Here is a 19,140-nt window from a genome sequence, read left to right as displayed (position 1 = left end):
ACACTCAATTTATAAAATTCTAATGCTGAATCCTAAAGAAGTTACCGAATTTTACGAAATTCGTGTGAAAATTTTTAAGCGTATATTATGCCGCAGCTTATTTTAGATACAGTTATAGAGGCTCCTTTGCCTGTTGTTTTTGACCTGGCGCGTAGTATTGATTTGCATATGTATTCGACAAAGAAAACAAGGGAGAAAGCGATTGATGGAGTGACGACGGGTTTGATCGAAGCAGGACAAAAGGTTCGGTGGCTCGCAAGACATCTCGGCATTACGCAAACATTGACCGTGCAGATAACGGCGATGGAAAAGCCTCATTTTTTTGAAGATCAAATGACCCAGGGGGTATTTCATACCATGGATCACAAGCACATTTTCAAGCAACTTGAAAATGGAAAAGTAGTCATGCGTGATATATTTAATTTCAAGGCGCCGCTCGGAGTTTTGGGGAGATTTGCAGAATGGCTTTTTTTAACGCGCTATATGCGATGCTTTCTCGAGGAGCGCAATCAAGTGATCAAAGAAGTTGCGGAATCAGGAAAATATGGCTCGTATATTCAAGAGTAGCTTTGTTGGAAAAAGAATAAAGGATTGATCGGCTCAGCTTAGGCGTCCTTAACAACCGTATGAATGTTCTTCGCTAGAAGGTTATAGATTTGTTCGTATCGTGTGTTTAGTGAGAAGGTCATCGATTCGCTGTTGGCTGGATTAAAATCCGATATTGACTTTGAGGTAGCATTGCTTCTTTGTACTTTTTTCGACAGTATCCGTAAAACCTTTTTATTAATGATTTCTTGCTAAAATAACCAAATCCGGTTTTTTTCTTCCAAAGCTCTTCCTGTAAAAACTCAAAAGCTCCTTTTTGATTCATGGTAACCTGATGAATTTTGTTGAATTCATTGTAGAAATAGATACGATAGCTGTTAGGTCCCCGGTAATTTCTGATAATTTTTGTTTCAATACGATGGATTTGATGAATAGCGATCCGTTTGTTTCCGATCAACGGAAAGAATAAAATCTCATTTTCACAAAAAAGATAAGGAGCGGCAACGGCAAAAAAGTGCATGAGTCGTCTATTGTACTCCTGGTAGACTGCTATATCATGATCGTTTAGTCGCTGTAGCGCATTGATGAATTTTTGATTTTTAATGTAAGCCATCCAGCACAATATACCGAACGCAAAACCTAAATAAATAAAAAGAACAGATAGGGTAGGGAGTGACTTATAGAAAAACGAGAGCTTATATTCACTGGCTGACCATTTCGAAAAAAAGGCAAATAAGAAAAAACCGTAACAAAAAGCAAACATAACCAAGAAAATTCCAATAATGACATTACGGGCTTTCTTCATCTTTATCCGTTCTGCTTTTAAGAATGATCTCACTAAGGTGTCTTTATTCATGGTCTTTTTGAAAAATTTAAAGATAATAAAAGCGTTTGTTATGTTCTTTCCGAATTTGATTTTAACGGTCTAGGGTAGTTTTTTTATGATGTATAGCTTTATATAATCCATTTTACTTATTTATTTTAAAGGTTTTTATTCTCATTTTTTTTATGAATTTGCGACCCTTCAACTCCTGAAGTTTTTTACTGGGTCCATAAAGTTCTAGCGCAGATAAGATGTTGTTTGAGTCGTTTTAAGCCCCACTGTGCTCTTCTTTTTTTGTAGAGGTGAATGTGGTGTTTTGCAGAAAGTTGTTATCTTAAATCGATTAAGAGGAGGGTAGAATTGGATAGCATGACTCAGAATGGTGATATAGAAATAGAGTGTCCCGTCGACTGCAAGTCAAGTACTCCTCATGGGTACTTCGGCAGCTGTGTTTTTAAGGTTTACCCATAGTTAGGCGGGAAAGATGTTATTATCCGTTTTAAGCGATTTTGTAAAGATTATATGTATATTTGGTTGGTTATGGATAGATATTCTCTTATATCGCATAAAAAGCTTGTTATATCGCGTGTTTGCTTGCGTTCATGAGACGGGGTGCGCAAGTGGGGCTTACGCTGGTCAATTGAACCCTGCTCAGGCGCCCATTTGTTTCGAGGCCTTTTTTGTCTGCGGTTATCATTGACATATGTCTTGTCGCACATGTTATTTTTAGCCTGCATAAATCAAGCGCGAAGATACAACGATATTTACCTGTTTGACTTTTGTGTAAACCGGGGCTGTATGGTTCTTCACATTGTGGCTGTACTTGAGTAAGAAAAAGGTGTGGATAAAATTTTATCCACACCTTTTTTTATTTAAAATAGCCCGTTAATGGTGTTATTTAATGTTATTTTTTTTTATATATAAATTACATAATTTATTGTTAATTAGAGTTTAGAATGCTATTATTTTTAATAGTATGATTCTTCCAGTAAAAATACGAAAAGATGGTGTTGTAGTCAGAGAATAATCCTCATTTTTTAAATTTAACCCAAAGGAAAGCTATGCAAAGAGGGCAATTATTGCCCAGTGATCGGTTAAATAGATGCCTGATTGCTGCGCTCAATAGGACTGTTTAATTAGGAAATGAGCATTATTTACAACAGGTTATATCGAGGCGGTCGAGCCTCTGCCAGATCGGTTTTCCTATAAGCGTAGTTTCACCCTAAAAGGTCGAATTTAGGGCGATTTTAGGTCTTCTGTGGAAACGAATGTTAAGATGTCTAAAATTCTTTTTTTTACATTTTTATTTTTTTTTATAAACCTATCTTTCAGGTGTTTATTGTGTGTTATATGGATTTAATATTTATATATTGAAAAATGGGATTTATGCGCACTTCTTTACTTTTTGTAAAGGGGCACAGCTGGAAAATAGCAGGAAGAAGCGGAAGATTTGGCCTATTAATCTGAGGAATTTGTCCTGGTTTTATCGGGTTCGATATGGCTTTTCGTTAATAGGATTTTTCCCTTGATAAGATCATCATTGAATTGGCCGACTGTTGTTTTTTGAAGCATTTCTGAAAGGTTATTGCGTATGCTTTTGAACTCATGATGCAAGGGACAGGGATATTGTTCGGAGCAGAATTCAAGCCCCATGCCGCAGCCGACAAATAGACTTTCACCGTCGATTGCTTTAACGACCTCGGATAGTGGTGTGGACATATCTCCGCTGTCGAGGTAAAACCCCCCGCCAGGTCCCTTCATGGATCGAATGATACCTGCTCGGCTTAGATTCTGTAGTATCTTGCCTAGAAAAGCCTCTGGAGAATGGATACTCTCTGCTATTTCTTTTATGCTCACGCGTTTATTTTCTTGGGAGCTTTGTGCAATAAAAAAAACTGCCCTTAGTCCATATTCACATGTTTTAGAAAAAATACCCATAATCTCTTTTTTGCTTTTTGCAAATGTACAAAATCAAAAATAGCCATCCGCAACGATTAAAAATTAGGGATGACTATTTCATGAAATAGGGCAGTGCAATTAATTTAATTGCAAAGATGCCGGACCAAATTCTTCAAAATGAATGTTCTCAGCGTTGATGCCCTGATGGGTTAAATATTGGAAGTGCTTTTTGATAAATCCTGCAGGGCCACACAGGTAATAGTTTGCCTCCTGTGGAAGATAAGAAGCATCTATTTTAGCGAGATCAACCCAACCCTCAAGAGCGTCAGTGTCCATACCCTGCGCTTCGTCATAGAAAGAAAAGCTAGTCATGTTTTGATGTTGGCTCTCCAATGTTTTTACTCTTTCTTTAAACGCATGTAGATCAGGGTTGCGGCAACCATGGATCCAAGTGATCGGTTTGTCTTCTTTCTTGTCCGCTAGATGCTCTAACATGGCCATCAATGGGGTCTGACCAACGCCGCCACTGATAAATACATGTGGTTTGTCACTTTCGACCAATTGAAAGGAGCCTGTTGGTGCTGTGAGTTCCAGTTGTTTTCCAACCTCAACGTATTGATGTATATAATTACTCACCATACCCTCAGGTTTTCCTTCCGCGGCTTCTCTTTTTACCGAAATCCGGAGGTATTCGCCGTTACTCGCATCGGAAAGACTATATTGTCTGGGTTGATAAAGGTGTAATTCGGGAAGAAATACACGTACACTTACATACTGGCCTGCCTCGTGTTTTGGAAGTCTTCCTTGATCTGTTGGCTTGAGATAAATAGACTGAATCTCATCGGTCTCGGCTACCACTTTTATAATGGTGAATGGCTTCCAGCCCGTCCATCCGCCGTCGCTCTGGATCATCTGATTATACATATCCTTTTCGACTCCGACCATCAGATCTGCTAGCTGAAAATAGGCAACTTCCCAGGCTTCAATCAGTTCTTCTGTGGCAGCAGCCCCCAATACTTCCTGAATGGACGCCAATAAATGCTTCCCAACAATCTGATAATGCTCCGGACGAATATTGAGGCTACTGTGTTTTTGTCCGATATGTTTCACTGCCGAAAGAAGGACTGCTGGATTCTCAATATGCTCCGCATAGGCTAATACTGCTGTAGCCAAAGCCGTTTGTTGTCGCGCATTTTGTTGGTTTCCCATATTGAAGACATGTTTAAGCTCCGGATTGTGGTCAAACATACGTTTATAAAAATAACTGGTCAGCGCTACACCATGTTCGTTTAAAACCGGTACAGTACCTTTGATTAACTCTTTTTGTGCTTCAGTAATCATAATAAAATATTTAAATACCTTTTTATCTTTTATTTGATCAGAATAAAAAATGAAAAAATCCACTCGCTGCGAGGAATCTTATAACCTTGATAGGGTTCATTTGCAAATGACTATCGTTTACAAAAATAGAGAATTATAATAAAAGACAAAAATATCTTTTATTATTTTTTACTGTTTGTACGGACAATCATCCGGTCGATTTTAACGGCAGTCTTGTTCACAGTGGACTACTCCCAGGTTTTAAGGTTTTTAGGATAAAATGTCCATTCAGGGGTTTTTATAATATCTTGGTCAATATCGTACCAAGGACTAAGCTTGCTGTTGTTCCAATTGTTTAAAATTTGTATTTCTTGGGCTGGCATGTAGCTTTGTGCGAGTAGTACAATTGTTTTTCCAGTGCTGTCCTTGGCCAGATCAACTACAATGATTGCATGGCCAATAGGAGATCCTTTTTGGATAAAAGTATCTCCAATCTTAACTTCTTGAGTCGTTTTTACACGGGGCAGCTCATCATGTAGTGAAGCCGTATTTGCATAGGCAAAAATATATTCCAAATATTTCCAATAGGTTGGGTAGGCGTAATCTCCTTTTGCGTAGTTTGTAAATGTACGGGGTTTACCGTCTGAAAGGAAGTTGAATTTGATATCCTTGTACCGCTTTTGTTGGTATAAGTAATCTGCCCTGAGTCGCATGACAGCATCCGCGCATTGGTGTAAATCGCGCTTTCCGATGTCCAGCTTTACAACACTGTTGTAGATGTTATTTCTAGGTTTAATTTTTCCATTGTAATAATGTACCTCCCTGTCGATGGGGTACAATGGAAGATTTTCAAGGAAATTTCCAAATTCTTCAGTCCGGTAGTTTGCTCTTTTAAAGCCTTCCGGCAATAAAATGCGTGATTTGACCGTCATCCCAGCGGGGTTAATAAACTGGCTTCCGTCCGTTCTCGCTAGATCCGCAGCGACCGAGTCGAGCACTTGGGCTTTTGGTGAAGCCACATTCGGTTGTCCACAGCCAATGAAAACCTGACACGAGAGGAGTGGAATGAGTACATGTATGGATCTCATATAAAATTTTCTGAACTAGTGTATTGCGTTTATCGAATATACTTAAATCTAGATATAATTCGAAACATAAATCATTTGAGAAAATTAAGAAATTTTTAAGCTACTCATCCGCTTTTTGGATCATTTTCTGATGTAGCTTAGCCGAAGTTAAAAAGAATACGATTATGTCAGGAAAACAGATTTTTCAGACGTCAAGCAAAAAGCGCTGGTACGCTTTTTCATGGATGAGCAGCGCATTGGTGATAGGTTTGATCATTGGTGTGATATGTGTGGTTTATACATTGGGAAAGATTCAGATTCCTCCTTTTCCAACAATTAATACCAACACAGCATTGACCGAAAAGTCCACCGCCAGATTAAAAAAATCCAAACAATTCAAGGAGTTTACCATTGTAAAATCCGAATTGGAGAAGATTAAACGTGACCGTGAGCTGAAGCATTTGAAACATATTGGTACCAAAGACAGGATCAATATGGGCTTTTATGTCAGTTCTTGGTCTAATGAAGTTCGTGAACAGTCTTTATCTGATTTACGCCGAAATATAGGTCATTTGGATATGGTCGCCATGGAGTCCTTTTTTACGGTACCTAATCAAGATACCGTGGTCGATAAAGCGGATAACGCTGCGCTTAAGGTGATCCATCAATATAAGCGTAAAGCAATTGCGCAGATTTCCAATTTCAGTGGTAACGATTTTGATGGGCAGACTATAAAGGCTATTTTGCTTAATCCGGATAAACAACAACGTTTTATAGACGACATCCTTCTTAAAGTGAAGCGTAATGGTTTTGCAGGCATAAATATCGACTTTGAGAATTTACAGTTGGATGACCACCAGCCATTAAACGATTTTATGGCGCATATCTATACCGTATTTCATACGGAGGGCCTGCTTGTCACGCAAGATATCTCGCCTGAAAATGATGATTACGATCCCATTTCCTTACAAAAATATAACGATTATATTATTTTGATGGCTTATGATCAGCATTCCATTGAAAGTAATGCTGGGGCCATTTCACATCAGGCATGGGTTGAAAAGAACCTGGATGAACTTTGCAATAAGATCGATGCAGACAAAGTGATTTTGGCTTTGGCATGTTATGGATATGACTGGCCGAAAGATCGGGTGGGCAAAACGTTGACGTATGATAACGCCGTTATCTTGGCGCATAATTACAATGCTAAGATTACTTTTGATCCCCAATCTTCCAATCTCAACTTCAGCTATACAGATGGTGCGGGGATGCGCCATGATGTCTATTTCACCGATGCCGCAACTTATTTCAATCTCATCCGCAAAGCCGATGACTGGGGCCTTGCAGGCATTGCTCTTTGGCGTTTGGGAAGTGAAGACGCTCGTTTATGGTCGTTTATTTCCAGATCATTGAATCAAGAAAATTTGAAAAAAGAGCCTTTTGACTTTCGGAAAATAAGTCAGATCAATGTGGGAGGGATTCAATATATTGGCGATGGGGAAATTTTGGATTTGGTCAATAGCCCGGCTCCTGGGGAAGTTAAATTTACTTACGATCCATCGACGCTAATGATTCAGGACCAAGTGTATGTATAAACACCGAGTAATTACGTTATTAAGCGCTTTGGAGAAAGAGACAAGACGGTGGTGCTCACATTCGATGATGGGCCTGATCCGACATATACGCCACAAGTATTGGACATCTTAAAAAAAGAACGTGTTCCGGGAGCTTTCTTTCTTGTGGGTGTGATGGCTGAGAAAAATATGGATCTGGTCCGTCGCGAATACCAGGAGGGACATGAAATCGGTAACCATACTTTTTTTCACCCCGATATGTCCACAATAGGGCCAAATCGTGTTAAGTTCGAGTTGAACGCCACCCGAAAGATCATTGAATGTATAACCGGTCATAGTACAATTCTTTTCAGAGCTCCTTTTAATGCGGATGCCGAACCACAGACGGTGGCCGAAATTCTGCCCGTGGCCCAGAGCCGTAAAGAGAACTATATCAATATTGGCGAATACATCGATCCCAACGATTGGTTACCTGGCCGTACAGCAGATGAAGTCTATAATGAAGTCATCAAACAACGCGATAACGGGAATATTATCCTATTACATGATGCTGGAGGCAATCGAGAAGCGACCATAGCCGCCTTGCCACGTATTATTCATTATTTTAAATCGCATGGATATAAATTTGCAACGATTGGTGATTTAATGGGCAAAAAACGAGATGAATTGATGCCACCTGTTGAAAATGCTTCCGATTCGGGATTTAGTGGATCTTCCAACCGCTTGTTCTTAGGAACATTGTTTTATGGTAACATCTTTTTGAATCTGGTTTTTTCCATTGCCATTGTATTGGCAATTTTTAGAACAGCAATGATTGCTTATTTGGCAATCCGGCAAAAACAAAAAAGTAAAAAAGAGCAATCTCAATTGGTTGTGGATCCTCGGGAGAAGGTAAGTGTGATCATTCCGGCCTATAATGAGGAAATAACCGTGTTGGCAACGATAAAAAGCCTGTTGAATTTGGATTATCCCAATTATGAGTTGATTTTCGTTGATGATGGATCGAAAGATAAAACTTTTGAGATGGTCAGTAAGGTGTATGGCGATCATCCTAAAGTCAGGTTATTTACAAAACCAAACGGAGGGAAAGCATCTGCGCTTAACTATGGTATCGAGCAATCCGATGCTCAGTTTGTGCTCTGTATCGATGCCGATACTCAACTGAAGACAGATGCGTTAAAGCAGTTGATGAAATATTTTAACCAATCTCAAGTCGCTGCTGTCGCAGGAAGTGTTAAAGTAGGAAATGTCCATAATATATTGACACATTGGCAATCGATCGAGTATATTACTTCACAGAATATGGATAGGAGAGCTTTCGATTTGCTCAACATGATATCGGTCGTACCAGGGGCAATTGGCGCCTTTCGTAGATCTGTTATTTTGGAAGTGGGTGGATTTACAACGGATACATTAGCGGAAGATTGTGATCTAACCATGCGTATATTAAGAGCGGGTTATACCGTGCGAAATTCATCTGAAGCAATCGCTTATACGGAAGCACCAGATACGGTAAAAATGCTCTTCAAGCAGCGTTTCCGTTGGAGCTTTGGTGTGTTGCAGAGTTTTTGGAAAAATAAACAAACCCTGTTGAGTCCCAAATATGGCTATTTTGGTATGGTCGGAATGCCTAATATTCTGATTTTTCAGATTATACTTCCTTTATTTGCGCCCTTGGCCGATATTTTTATGTTATTCTCTTTGGTGAGCGGTCTTTTCTCCCTAAGCGAGGTAAATGGTATCAGCTGGACAGGAATTGCAGGATTATTTTCACTGCATAACGGTTTTGGTCAAGTGATGTTTTATTACTTCCTTTTTGTATTCGTGGATATGTTCTTTGCAGGTATTGCCTTTAAAATGGAAGGCGAGAAGCTTAGCAATTTAATTTATTTGTTTCCGCAGCGTTTTTTCTGGCGTCAACTGATGTATTTCGTTTTATTTAAGTCTGTCAGAAAAGCGATTAAAGGTGAATTAAATACTTGGGGTACCTTGAAACGGACAGGCGGGGTGAAAGAGGTAACAACAAGTGCATAGAAATTGTGACTTACACGAGTTAGGCGGTAGCATCCTTCTTGGTATCCTACTTTAGGATTGCTATCGCCTACCAAAAAGTATACAGAGATTTTTAATTGAGCTTGAGAATAGGTACTTTCAATAAAAATAGAAACGACATGAAGATACTTTCCGCTCAGCAGATAAACGGGATTGATAGTGAAACCTTAAAGGATCAGAAAATTAGTAGTCTTGACCTGATGGAACGAGCTGCAACAGTTGTTTTTGAGGAAATTAAAAAGCTTCATTCACGATTGGAGCAAAGTACCTTTTATATTTTTTGTGGTAAGGGAAACAACGGCGGCGATGGTTTGGTGCTGGCGCGTCTGTTGGATCAACAACAGGCCCAAGTCAAGGTTTATTTAGTGGATGTTAAGGATTACTCCGTAGATAATCTTACCAATCAAAAGCGTTTACCCAATCATATGATTCAAAAAATTGCAGCGGAAGACCAGATTGATATTCCTTCCGATGCAATCGTACTGGATTGCTTGTTTGGATATGGATTAAAGCGGGCACTGACAGCTGACTGGAATGGTATAATTTCCAGTATAAATGGATGTGGTGCAACAATCTATTCGATCGATATGCCTTCTGGGCTGCTGGCTGATGAAAAGACAGCTAAAGATGTTCCCATTGTAAAGGCAGATATGGTATATACCTTTCAGTTTCCCAAGATAGCCTTGCTAATACCCGAAAACCAATGGTATGTAAAAGACTTCAAGGTATTGGATATCGGTCTTAGCCAACGTGCAATTGAATTGGCAGAAACCAATCTGTTTTATGTCGACGAGTCCTTCCTTAGGTCCTTTTATCGACAACGAAGGAGATTTGATCATAAGGGAACATTTGGTCATACCCTGATTATTGGCGGAAGTAAAGGTAAAATGGGGGCTGTTCAGCTTGCGCTAAAAGCGGCTCTTCGAGCGGGTTGCGGTTTAGCTTCAGCTTATGTACCTAACTGCGGTAATACCATTTTACAGACTGCCGTGCCCGAAGCGATGGTGATGACTGATCTCCAACAAGATTTCATTAGTCAATTCCCCTTATTGACAGGTTATCAGTCAGTGGGTATCGGAATCGGGATGGGAACAGCATCTCATACAATTGATGCGCTAAAGGTATTTATAACTCAGGTTAATGATACCCCTTTGGTATTAGATGCTGATGCTTTAAATATTCTTGCCCGCGAACCAGATCTTTGGGCCTCTGTTCCAGCGCACAGTATATTAACACCCCATCCCAAAGAACTTAGCCGGATATTGGGTGCTTGGCAAGATGATTTCGAAAAGATTGAGAAAGTGAAAGCTTTTGCGCGTAAACATCAGTTGTACCTGTTAATAAAAGGGGCAAATAGTGCAATGGTTATGCCTGATGGGCTCGTTTACTTCAATAGTACAGGCAACGTGGGCATGGCAACAGGAGGCAGTGGCGATATACTGACAGGGATTATTACCTCCTTGCTTGGACAGGGCTATTCTTCTAAAGAAGCTTTAATTATGGGGGTATATATCCATGGGCGCGCGGCAGATATTGCAGTTAAGACGATTGGTACCTATTCCTTATTACCTTCGGATACCATTAATCATCTTTCCGACGCATTTATCTCATTAGAAAAAGGATTATGATAGATTGGTACATTGAACAAGTTTTTGCCGCCCGGACCTGGAAACTTCGAAAAGAGGTTTTCGCTCTGGAAGGTAAGTTGGCCGAGGTGATGTTGGAGGGCGATTTTGAAGCGACGCATTTTGCCGCCTACGACGGAAACGAAGTAGTAGGCGTGTTGAGCCTGATTAGTTCAGGTGATACTTATACAATCCATTTCCTCGCTGTTGCTCCACATGTAAGACTGAAACGTGTAGGCACAGCATTATTGAAACATGCGCGACTATTTATCGATACGTTCGGTGGTAAAATGCTCCAAGCCGAAGCGCCCTCTGCACAGCAGCATTTTTGGGAAAGTAATGGTTTTGTTCCTATAAAACAAAAGGAGGAGCTCATGATCACGTATTCATTACCGCTAACCAATGATCTCATGCCCGAGAATGAGCCATGAGGTAGGTTATGGTTGCACACCGGTACTGCTCCTTGTGATCCTTACGGATTTTCAGCATAGGTGATCCGATCCGCTTCGGTAATGTTACGTATAACCCGGCACGGATTACCTGCAGCTACGACGTCTGCTGGAATATCTTTTGTGACGACTGATCCAGAACCAATGACCGAATTTTTTCCGATTCGCACGCCGGGATTGACGACAACCTGTCCACCGATCCATACATTATCTTCGATTACGATAGGCAACGCAAACTCCCAACCTTGATTTCTTGCTTCAAAATGGAGGGGATGGCCGGCTGTGAAGAGGCTTACATTAGGACCAAATAATACATTATCACCTATGGTAACTGGTGCACCGTCTAATATTGTACAATTATAATTGCTGTAAAAGTTCTCACCAATAGCAATATTGTAACCATAATCGCAACGAAAAGGAGGTTCGAGAAAGAATCGAGTTCCCGTCGATTTAAAAAGTTTTTGAATAATCTGCTTTCTGAATTTCAGGTGTTTAGGCTCCGAATCGTTAAACCGTTTAAGTTCTTCTTTTGCGTATTGTCTTTCCTTAAATAATTGCCCCTCCGAATCGATATAGGGAAGGCCGGCAATCATTTTTTCCTTTGCTGATTTCATTCAATGCCCATTTTTCCGCAACAAACTTAGATAAATTGATTTTTAAATGCAATAGCAATCTACGCCTCGTGAATCTGGGTTATTGAGTTTTCTTTTTTTGCATAATCAATGGCCCTTGTTTTCAACTAAGCATAACCAATGGATACCCTGTTTCCATCAAATGGGCTGCGTTGCAGCGCCAAGTTTTGTAACAGGAGCTTATCTACACAAGGTGGTTTAGCACCTTCTTCCGATTTAATTCATTGCAGTTGTGACAAACAATTTTCCTTCGAAAAGCATTTAGATAATGGACACACGTATGCTACTGCCTTCGTCGTAGCTGTATTCAAAATTATTATTTCAATGAAGATCGCTTATATAAGTACTTACTTGCCCAAAGAATGTGGCATCGCCACTTTTACATCGGATTTGTTGCATGCTGTTGCGTTGCATAATCAGGAATTAACACAGCACGTTTTTGCTGTCGCTGACCGGGACTATGATTATCCCAGTGAAGTTGTCTTTAAAATAGACCAGTATGATCAATTGTCCTATATTGAAGCAGCCAACTATATTAATGAACATGGCTATGACTGTGTGATATTGGAGCACGAATATGGCATCTTCGGTGGTAATAGTGGAATATATATCTTATCGTTGGTTAACGCATTGCATATTCCATTGTTAGTTAATTTTCATACCATTCTTGAGAAGCCGAATGTTGATGAAAAGGCTATTCTCATTGAAATTGTAAAAAGGGCTTCGATTGTAATCGTCATGAGTAATTATGCGGTTACTTTACTCAAATCCATTTATAGGGTCAATACCACGAAAGTTAGACTGATACACCATGGTGTGCCCGAGTTTACCCTGGAACATGAGCTTGCAAAGCTTAAAAAAGGTCTTTCTGGCAAGAAAGTGTTATTGACATTTGGTTTCCTGGGACGCAACAAGGGCATCGAAATGGTGATTGAATCCTTGCCTGAAGTCGTTAAAGATGAACCAGATCTGTTGTACCTGGTCGTTGGCAAAACACACCCTAATGTGTTGGCGCATTCGGGAGAGGAGTATCGGGAGTATCTAGGCAGTCTCGTGGAAGCTTATCAGTTGCAGGAGCACGTCCAATTTGTTAATTCCTTTGTGAGCCAGGCCGATCTGGTAGAGTATCTTTGTGCCTGTGACGTTTATGTCACCCCTTATGTTAATGAGGCGCAGATTACGAGTGGAACGTTATCTTACGCCATTGGTGCCGGAGCTGCGGTGGTCTCTACGCCTTACTGGCACGCCAAGGAACTGCTGGCTGATGGAAGGGGGGTATTGGTCGAATTTAAAAATTCAGCCAAGATGGCTGAAGCGCTTAAAAACTTGTTTTCAAATTTGGATTATCGTACCACCTTGCGGGACAATGCCAGTGCATTTGGAAAGGAGCTCACCTGGAAAAATATTGGCCTCCGGTATACACGGATTTTAAATAAAATCATACCTACCTACGACGGCCTTAAAGAAAACGCAGGATTTAGTAAAGATGAGATGCCTAAATTCAGCTGGAAGCATATCGATAGGTTGACCAATCAGGTGGGTATCTTACAGCACGCAACTTATTCTTTGCCCAATTATAAAGAAGGCTACTGTCTCGACGATAATGCGAGGGCACTTTTACTTGCTTTATTAGCCCAGGATAATTTTGCTGATAAGAAGTTAGACCGCCGTATTTCCACCTACCTGAGTTATATTTATTATCATCAGCGCGAAGACGGTCTTTTTCATAATTTTATGGATTTCCAGCATAATTTCTTGGATGAAGTCGGTTCGGAGGATTCCTTTGGACGAACGATATGGGCCCTGGGGGTGCTTCTTCGTAAAACTAAATTAACCAGTTATTATCAATTGGGACACGAGTTATTTTTTAGAGCTGTGCCGAATTTCGGTCAGTTGCGCTCCAACCGGGCGATAGCGTATACTGTGCTGGGAATTGCCGAATATTTGCATCATCAATCCAATGACGAGGTCATGATAGAGCTGATGCGGACGCTTATCGGCAAACTTGTGCGGGAATACGAAGCGAGTTCAGATGAACACTGGCAATGGTTTGAATCCGTATTGGCGTATGATAATGCAATATTACCTTATGCGTTTTTGACTGCATATCCTTTTTTAAATGATGAGACAATAAAACAATTGGGGCTAACGACATTAAAGTTTCTCGAAAGCATTACGATCCAAAATGGTGCGCTTTCGTTGGTGGGAAACCAGGAATGGGCCAAGCAGGGCAAGCATGTCAGCAAGTTTGGTCAGCAGCCACTGGATGTTACAGCCATGGTATTTATGTATCGCGAAGCTTTTCGACTGACGAATAAAAAGGTTTATTTTACCCGAATGATAGCCTCATTCCGCTGGTTCTTGGGCGAGAATGATCTTAGACTCGGACTCTACGATGAGGAAACCAAAGGTTGCTGTGATGGACTGGAGGCTTATGGCATCAATAGAAACCAAGGGGCTGAAAGCACCCTCTGTTTCTATTTGGCCTATATTGTGGTTTCTCGTGCCTTTAATGATAGCGATCAGGATTCAAGATAGCCAGCAATAAGTCTTCAAGCTTGATGGTGGCATAAGTCGACTCATAATCAGACATTGCATACGGTAAAATGAGGTGTTCATTGTGGACCAGGGCACCGCAGGAATAAATGACGTTTGGTACATAGCCTTCCCGTTCTTCATCGTTTGGGGTCATCAATGGGCTATGTAGTCGTCCAATTTCAACATGGGGGTTGTCCAGGTCCAGAAGGGAGGCCCCCAAAACATACTCGCGCATCGGGCCCACGGCATGGGTCAGGATTAGCCAGCCATATTGAGTTTCAATCGGTGAGCCACAATTGCCGATCTGGACAAATTCGTAGGGATATTCAGGTTCTTGAATGCGGATTGCCGTTTCCTGCCATATGTTGATATTGTTGGAGTAAGCAATATAATTGTTTTCACCGTCAATTCGACAGAGCATGGCGTAGCGCCCATTTATTTTTCTTGGAAATAGTGCCGCACCTTTATTGGCAATTTCACCATAGATGGGTTTCACCTTAAAATGATAAAAATCTTTTGTGGTGAGCAGTTTAGGAAGGATACTAAATCCGTCGTAGGCTGTGTAGGTAGCATAATAGATGCTCTCATTCTTCTCAGTTTTGAACTGGACAAAACGGGCGTCTTCTATCCCTCTTTTTTCTGTGTCGGCGAGCGGAAATATCACGCGTTCCGAAATGGAAGTGTCCAATGAAAAAGTCATTTCATAATGCGAGGAAGCGAGCCAGAGCGCCTGTTGTAAAAATGTCACATTTTCAAGATTTTCTTCACTCTCCCGCCGCACTTCATCGATGTACCGCTTAAGTTCCTCATACGTAAATGTCTCCGTTAGCTTTTCCTCGAGTTTGGACTTAACTTCCGTTGGTTCCGCATGTAGCTCATTCATCTTCTTTAAGAAGGACTCCTTGTGATACCGGTGGTTTTTAACTTGCATGGGTTTATCCAATAGATTACCGATATAGTCGATATGGATATTATTGTCGACATCCAAGGTGCCCGAGCGAAAAACGATCGAAGAGACATGACCTTCTCCGGTGGCCCTGAAGCTTAAAATAACCCGTTTTTCACCTTTGAATAATTCGGTCTGATCCGGATGTTCGATAATGGAGGGATTAAATAACGCTGCCGATTCAATGGAATATTCCATGGTAAAGTAAGAGCCGATCAGCAACTTGTCGATATGACTTAGCTTCTCCTTTGAAAATGGAATCTTCTCCAAAAGGTGGCTTACCCTGTCAAAATTCCGTTCAAAGATATGGGCAATGCTGCGATGTCTTTTCGTATAGCTTCGTAAAACCTGTCCAAAGACTTCTTTCCGTTCCGACTCGTTAAGGGATAAAATGCGCCTGATAATTTTTATTGTACGGTCATCGCCAAGGAAAAAAAAACGTGCGAGAACTCTTTTCTTATCCGGTTTAAAGTAAATATCCTTTCGTTCAACTTGTACTGGTTTATGCATAATTTTATGTTCATGTTTACACATTTATTAGAACGATCAGCGATTGTCTTTTGTTTTATTCCCCGGCAATAATCAACGGATATCTGATAAAAATCGAGTAACTTTGGCCAAGGAAAAATTATAGATATGATTGATAATAGTTTAGATCAGTTAGAACCAAAAGCAATTTGGAAAAATTTCGCAGCATTGAATGCGGTCCCCAGAGCTTCAAAAAAAGAAGAGCGCGTGATTGCCTTTATGGTAGACTTTGGTAAATCCTTGGGTTTAGAAACAAGCGTTGATGAGATTGGTAACGTGCTCATTAAAAAATCCGCTACTCCGGGAATGGAGGATCGCAAAACGATTGTTTTGCAGTCGCATTTAGATATGGTGCACCAAAAAAATAACGATACTGTTTTTGACTTCGATAATGAAGGTATTAAGATGTACGTTGATGGCGATTGGGTAAAAGCAGAAGGTACCACTTTAGGGGCAGATAATGGTCTTGGCGTTGCGACAATCATGTCGATTCTGGAATCATCCAGTATTGTACACCCTGCTATTGAAGCTTTGTTTACCATTGATGAAGAAACAGGTATGACAGGAGCTTTAGGTTTAAAAGGCGGTGTACTTTCGGGCGAAATCTTGCTCAATTTGGATACAGAGAATGATACTGAAATTGATATTGGCTGTGCCGGCGGGATTGATGTGACGGCAACGCAGTCCTATAGCGCAGAACCTTGTCCTTTTGATATGCTATCTTTTGAAATTACCGTAAAAGGACTACATGGCGGGCACTCTGGAATGGATATTCATAAAGGTTTTGCCAATGCCAATAAGGTGATGAATCGCCTGCTCTATAGAGGCTATGAACATTTTGGATTGCGTATTGCGTCGTTATTGGGTGGAAGCCTCCGCAACGCCATCCCGAGAGAAAGCGTTGCCAAAGTGGTGGTGGTTAAGGATAAAGCAACTGACTTTGTTCAGCAGCTAACACAATTGGCTCAGGATATTAAATTGGAATTTGCAACGACAGAACCAGCTATGGAAATTGTGGTGAAGCAAACTGATGCTGCTTATGCTACAGTCGTTCCCGTAAACGTGCAGGAAAACTTGATCAACAGCGTTTATGCGGCCTTAAATGGTGTATATCGTGTGAGTGCCGATTTTGAAGACTTGGTAGAAACCTCCAATAATATTGCCAAAGTAGAAGTAGGCGGGGAAAAGGTTTCCATCAAATGTCTAACCAGATCTTCTGTTGAAACTTCTAAATTTGATTTAGCCCAATCGTTACAGGCAGCATTTGAACTGGGCGGTTTTAAGGTAGATTTTTCGGGCAATTATCCCGGATGGGCTCCTAATCCGAATTCTGAAATTTTAGAAGTCCTCAAATCCATTTATACGAGACAACATGGCGAAGTTCCGGAAGTCGTGGCGTGCCATGCCGGATTGGAATGCGGTATCTTGGGGACAAACTATCCTGAAATGGATATGATTTCTTTTGGACCAACAATCTTAGGGGCGCACTCGCCGGCAGAGCGTGTCTCCATTTCTTCGGTGCAGAAATTTTGGAGTTTTGTGCTTGATATTCTCAAAGAAATCCCCAAAAAATAAGTCGCAACAGCAGACGGTTGCATTATTTCTGAACGACAGGCCATGAAATCAAAGTCATCGGCGAGTAAACAAAAACGGGTATGGCTTGAGTTATACCCGTTTTTGTTTGTATCATTTTTTCATTTTTCTTGCAAAAAATGAAAAATATCCTTACTTTCAGAATGAAAAAATGATTTAATAGACCAAATTTTATACAAGCTCTCAAATTGAGGGAAAACCTAATCGTGATATAATGACCATAATCCTCATTGTAATCAGCATTTGTTTGCTTATCCTTTGCATAACTTATTTTAAGATCAATGCCTTTCTCGCATTTTTGGTTGTTTCCTTGCTAAGTGGACTTTGTTTGGGAATTCCACCGGCACAGTTGGTAGGCACCGTTGAAAAAGGTGTTGCCGGCGTTATGGGGAGCCTAACGTTGATCATTGTTTTGGGCGCAATGTTGGGGAAAATTGTAGCTGAAAGTGGGGCCGCTGAGATTATTGCTGAGCAAATGGTCCGCTTAATGGGAGAGCGATACCTTCAGTGGGGGCTTATGTTGACGGGTTTTATCGTTGGGATACCGCTATTTTATGGAATCGGATTTGTCTTATTAGTCCCCTTGATATTTTCGATTTCCTACCGGTATAAGTTGCCGGCAGTATATATTGGATTGCCGATGTTGGCAGCCCTGTCTGTAACGCATGGCTTTATTCCGCCGCATCCTTCTCCCGTTGCTCTCGTTGCCCTGTTTCATGCCGATATGGGATTGACACTTATTTATGGTCTTTTGATTGCTATACCTGCTATTATTTTAGGTGGCCCTATTTTTGGAAGATGCCTGAAAAACATACGGGCGAGTCAAGAATCAATTTTTCGGGAGCAAGATCGCTCGGAATCAGCGCAGTATCTGCGCCCGACAGTTGGGGTAAGTTTGGCTGTAGCCCTGCTACCGGTATTGCTCATTGTCCTATTTACACTGCTTCCTTATTGCTACCATACAAGTAATATAGCGCTGCAGCAGGTCGTGAAGTTTGTCGGCAACCCCACCGTTGTTATGATTATCGCGCTCAGTGCAGCAACCTATTTCTTAGGATTGAAATTGGGCCGATCGATGGCCAATGTGATGACAATTTATGAGTCTGCTGTGAAAGATATTGCCATGATCCTGTTGATTATTGCCGGTTCGGGAATCTTTAAACAAGTGATGGAAGACAGTGGAGTCAGTCTCCTTTTGGCCAATACCTTACAGCAACTCTCCATTTCACCTTTACTGTTGGCCTGGTTAATTACAGCTGTTATCAGAGGTTGTGTCGGCTCGGCCACAGTCGCCGCGTTGACAGCCGCTGGCGTGCTGCTCCCTATTGTTACAGGGGGAGAAGCGGATCCCAATCTCATGGTACTGGCGATAGGGGCCGGAAGTCTGATGTTCTCCCATGTCAATGATGCCGGATTTTGGCTGTTTAAAGAGTACTTTGGCCTTAGCATAAAGGATACGTTATTCTCCTGGTCGATCATGGAGGCTATTGTTTCCATTGTTGGGCTGCTTGCTGTTTTACTATTGCAATTAATTTTATATTAGCTATT

14 protein-coding genes are annotated in these 19,140 nt (G+C 41.0%); 8 read left to right on the top strand and 6 right to left on the bottom strand.

The genetic code is table 11. From position 1 onward, the window contains the following. Positions 1-87 precede the first annotated feature (87 nt). Positions 88-567, top strand: a complete 480-nt coding sequence (locus B3E92_RS07420) for an SRPBCC family protein (protein ID WP_070565575.1) — start codon at positions 88-90, stop codon at positions 565-567. Positions 568-685: 118 nt separating this feature from the next. Here the strand turns inward: B3E92_RS07420 and B3E92_RS07415 are convergent, their stop codons facing one another. The 4 genes from B3E92_RS07415 to B3E92_RS07400 all read right to left on the bottom strand — a co-directional run bounded on the left by B3E92_RS07415 (position 686) and on the right by B3E92_RS07400 (position 5,676). Further along, positions 686-1,402, bottom strand: a complete 717-nt coding sequence (locus tag B3E92_RS07415; protein WP_286895993.1) for a hypothetical protein — start codon at positions 1,400-1,402, stop codon at positions 686-688. Positions 1,403-2,827: 1,425 nt separating this feature from the next. Continuing rightward, positions 2,828-3,307, bottom strand: a complete 480-nt coding sequence (locus tag B3E92_RS07410) for an RrF2 family transcriptional regulator (protein ID WP_070565571.1) — start codon at positions 3,305-3,307, stop codon at positions 2,828-2,830. 99 nt (positions 3,308-3,406) lie between these two features. Next, entirely contained in the window at positions 3,407-4,609 is a 1,203-nt protein-coding gene (gene hmpA, locus B3E92_RS07405) for an NO-inducible flavohemoprotein (protein WP_236560227.1), read from the bottom strand. A gap of 227 nt (positions 4,610-4,836) precedes the next feature. Next, positions 4,837-5,676: a DUF4846 domain-containing protein gene (locus tag B3E92_RS07400; protein WP_070565569.1), complete on the bottom strand. Its 840-nt coding sequence runs from the start codon at positions 5,674-5,676 to the stop codon at positions 4,837-4,839. A gap of 164 nt (positions 5,677-5,840) precedes the next feature. Here B3E92_RS07400 and B3E92_RS07395 point away from each other — a divergent pair, with 164 nt between their 5' ends. From B3E92_RS07395 to B3E92_RS07380, 4 genes are all read left to right on the top strand, one after another. Beyond that, entirely contained in the window at positions 5,841-7,250 is a 1,410-nt protein-coding gene (locus B3E92_RS07395; protein WP_286895992.1) for a glycosyl hydrolase family 18 protein, read from the top strand. A 48-nt stretch (positions 7,251-7,298) separates the two neighbouring features. Then, complete coding sequence (locus B3E92_RS07390; protein ID WP_286895990.1) at positions 7,299-9,263, top strand: glycosyltransferase; 1,965 nt, start codon at positions 7,299-7,301, stop codon at positions 9,261-9,263. 137 nt (positions 9,264-9,400) lie between these two features. Beyond that, positions 9,401-10,909 (top strand): NAD(P)H-hydrate dehydratase, encoded by a 1,509-nt coding sequence (locus B3E92_RS07385; protein ID WP_286895988.1) that lies wholly within the window; start codon positions 9,401-9,403, stop codon positions 10,907-10,909. Next, positions 10,906-11,337, top strand: coding sequence for a GNAT family N-acetyltransferase (locus B3E92_RS07380; RefSeq protein ID WP_286895985.1), 432 nt, complete (start codon positions 10,906-10,908; stop codon positions 11,335-11,337). Before B3E92_RS07385 ends, B3E92_RS07380 begins: the two co-directional genes overlap by 4 nt. A gap of 41 nt (positions 11,338-11,378) precedes the next feature. Here the strand turns inward: B3E92_RS07380 and B3E92_RS07375 are convergent, their stop codons facing one another. After that, entirely contained in the window at positions 11,379-11,969 is a 591-nt protein-coding gene (locus tag B3E92_RS07375; protein ID WP_070565562.1) for a sugar O-acetyltransferase, read from the bottom strand. A gap of 342 nt (positions 11,970-12,311) precedes the next feature. Between B3E92_RS07375 and B3E92_RS07370 the strand changes: the two genes are divergently transcribed. Continuing rightward, positions 12,312-14,525, top strand: a complete 2,214-nt coding sequence (locus B3E92_RS07370) for a glycosyltransferase family 4 protein (protein ID WP_112376574.1) — start codon at positions 12,312-12,314, stop codon at positions 14,523-14,525. On the opposite strand, the gene B3E92_RS07365 is transcribed toward B3E92_RS07370, so the two are convergent. Beyond that, the gene (locus B3E92_RS07365) at positions 14,497-15,981 is read right to left on the bottom strand and encodes a glycoside hydrolase family 130 protein (protein ID WP_070565560.1); all 1,485 of its coding nucleotides are present in this window, start codon (positions 15,979-15,981) and stop codon (positions 14,497-14,499) included. The two genes, B3E92_RS07370 and B3E92_RS07365, sit on opposite strands and share 29 nt — an antisense overlap. Before the next feature lie 126 nt (positions 15,982-16,107). Here B3E92_RS07365 and B3E92_RS07360 point away from each other — a divergent pair, with 126 nt between their 5' ends. Beyond that, complete coding sequence (locus B3E92_RS07360; RefSeq protein WP_286895983.1) at positions 16,108-17,574, top strand: aminoacyl-histidine dipeptidase; 1,467 nt, start codon at positions 16,108-16,110, stop codon at positions 17,572-17,574. A gap of 232 nt (positions 17,575-17,806) precedes the next feature. Continuing rightward, complete coding sequence (locus B3E92_RS07355; RefSeq protein ID WP_286895982.1) at positions 17,807-19,135, top strand: gluconate:H+ symporter; 1,329 nt, start codon at positions 17,807-17,809, stop codon at positions 19,133-19,135. Positions 19,136-19,140 lie beyond the last annotated feature (5 nt).

The organism is Sphingobacterium sp. UBA6317, assembly GCF_002440385.1.
Taxonomy (GTDB): Bacteria; Bacteroidota; Bacteroidia; order Sphingobacteriales; family Sphingobacteriaceae; genus Sphingobacterium; species Sphingobacterium multivorum.
Note: the sequence above shows the minus strand (reverse complement) of the source record. Positions and strands in the feature narration are given on the sequence as shown.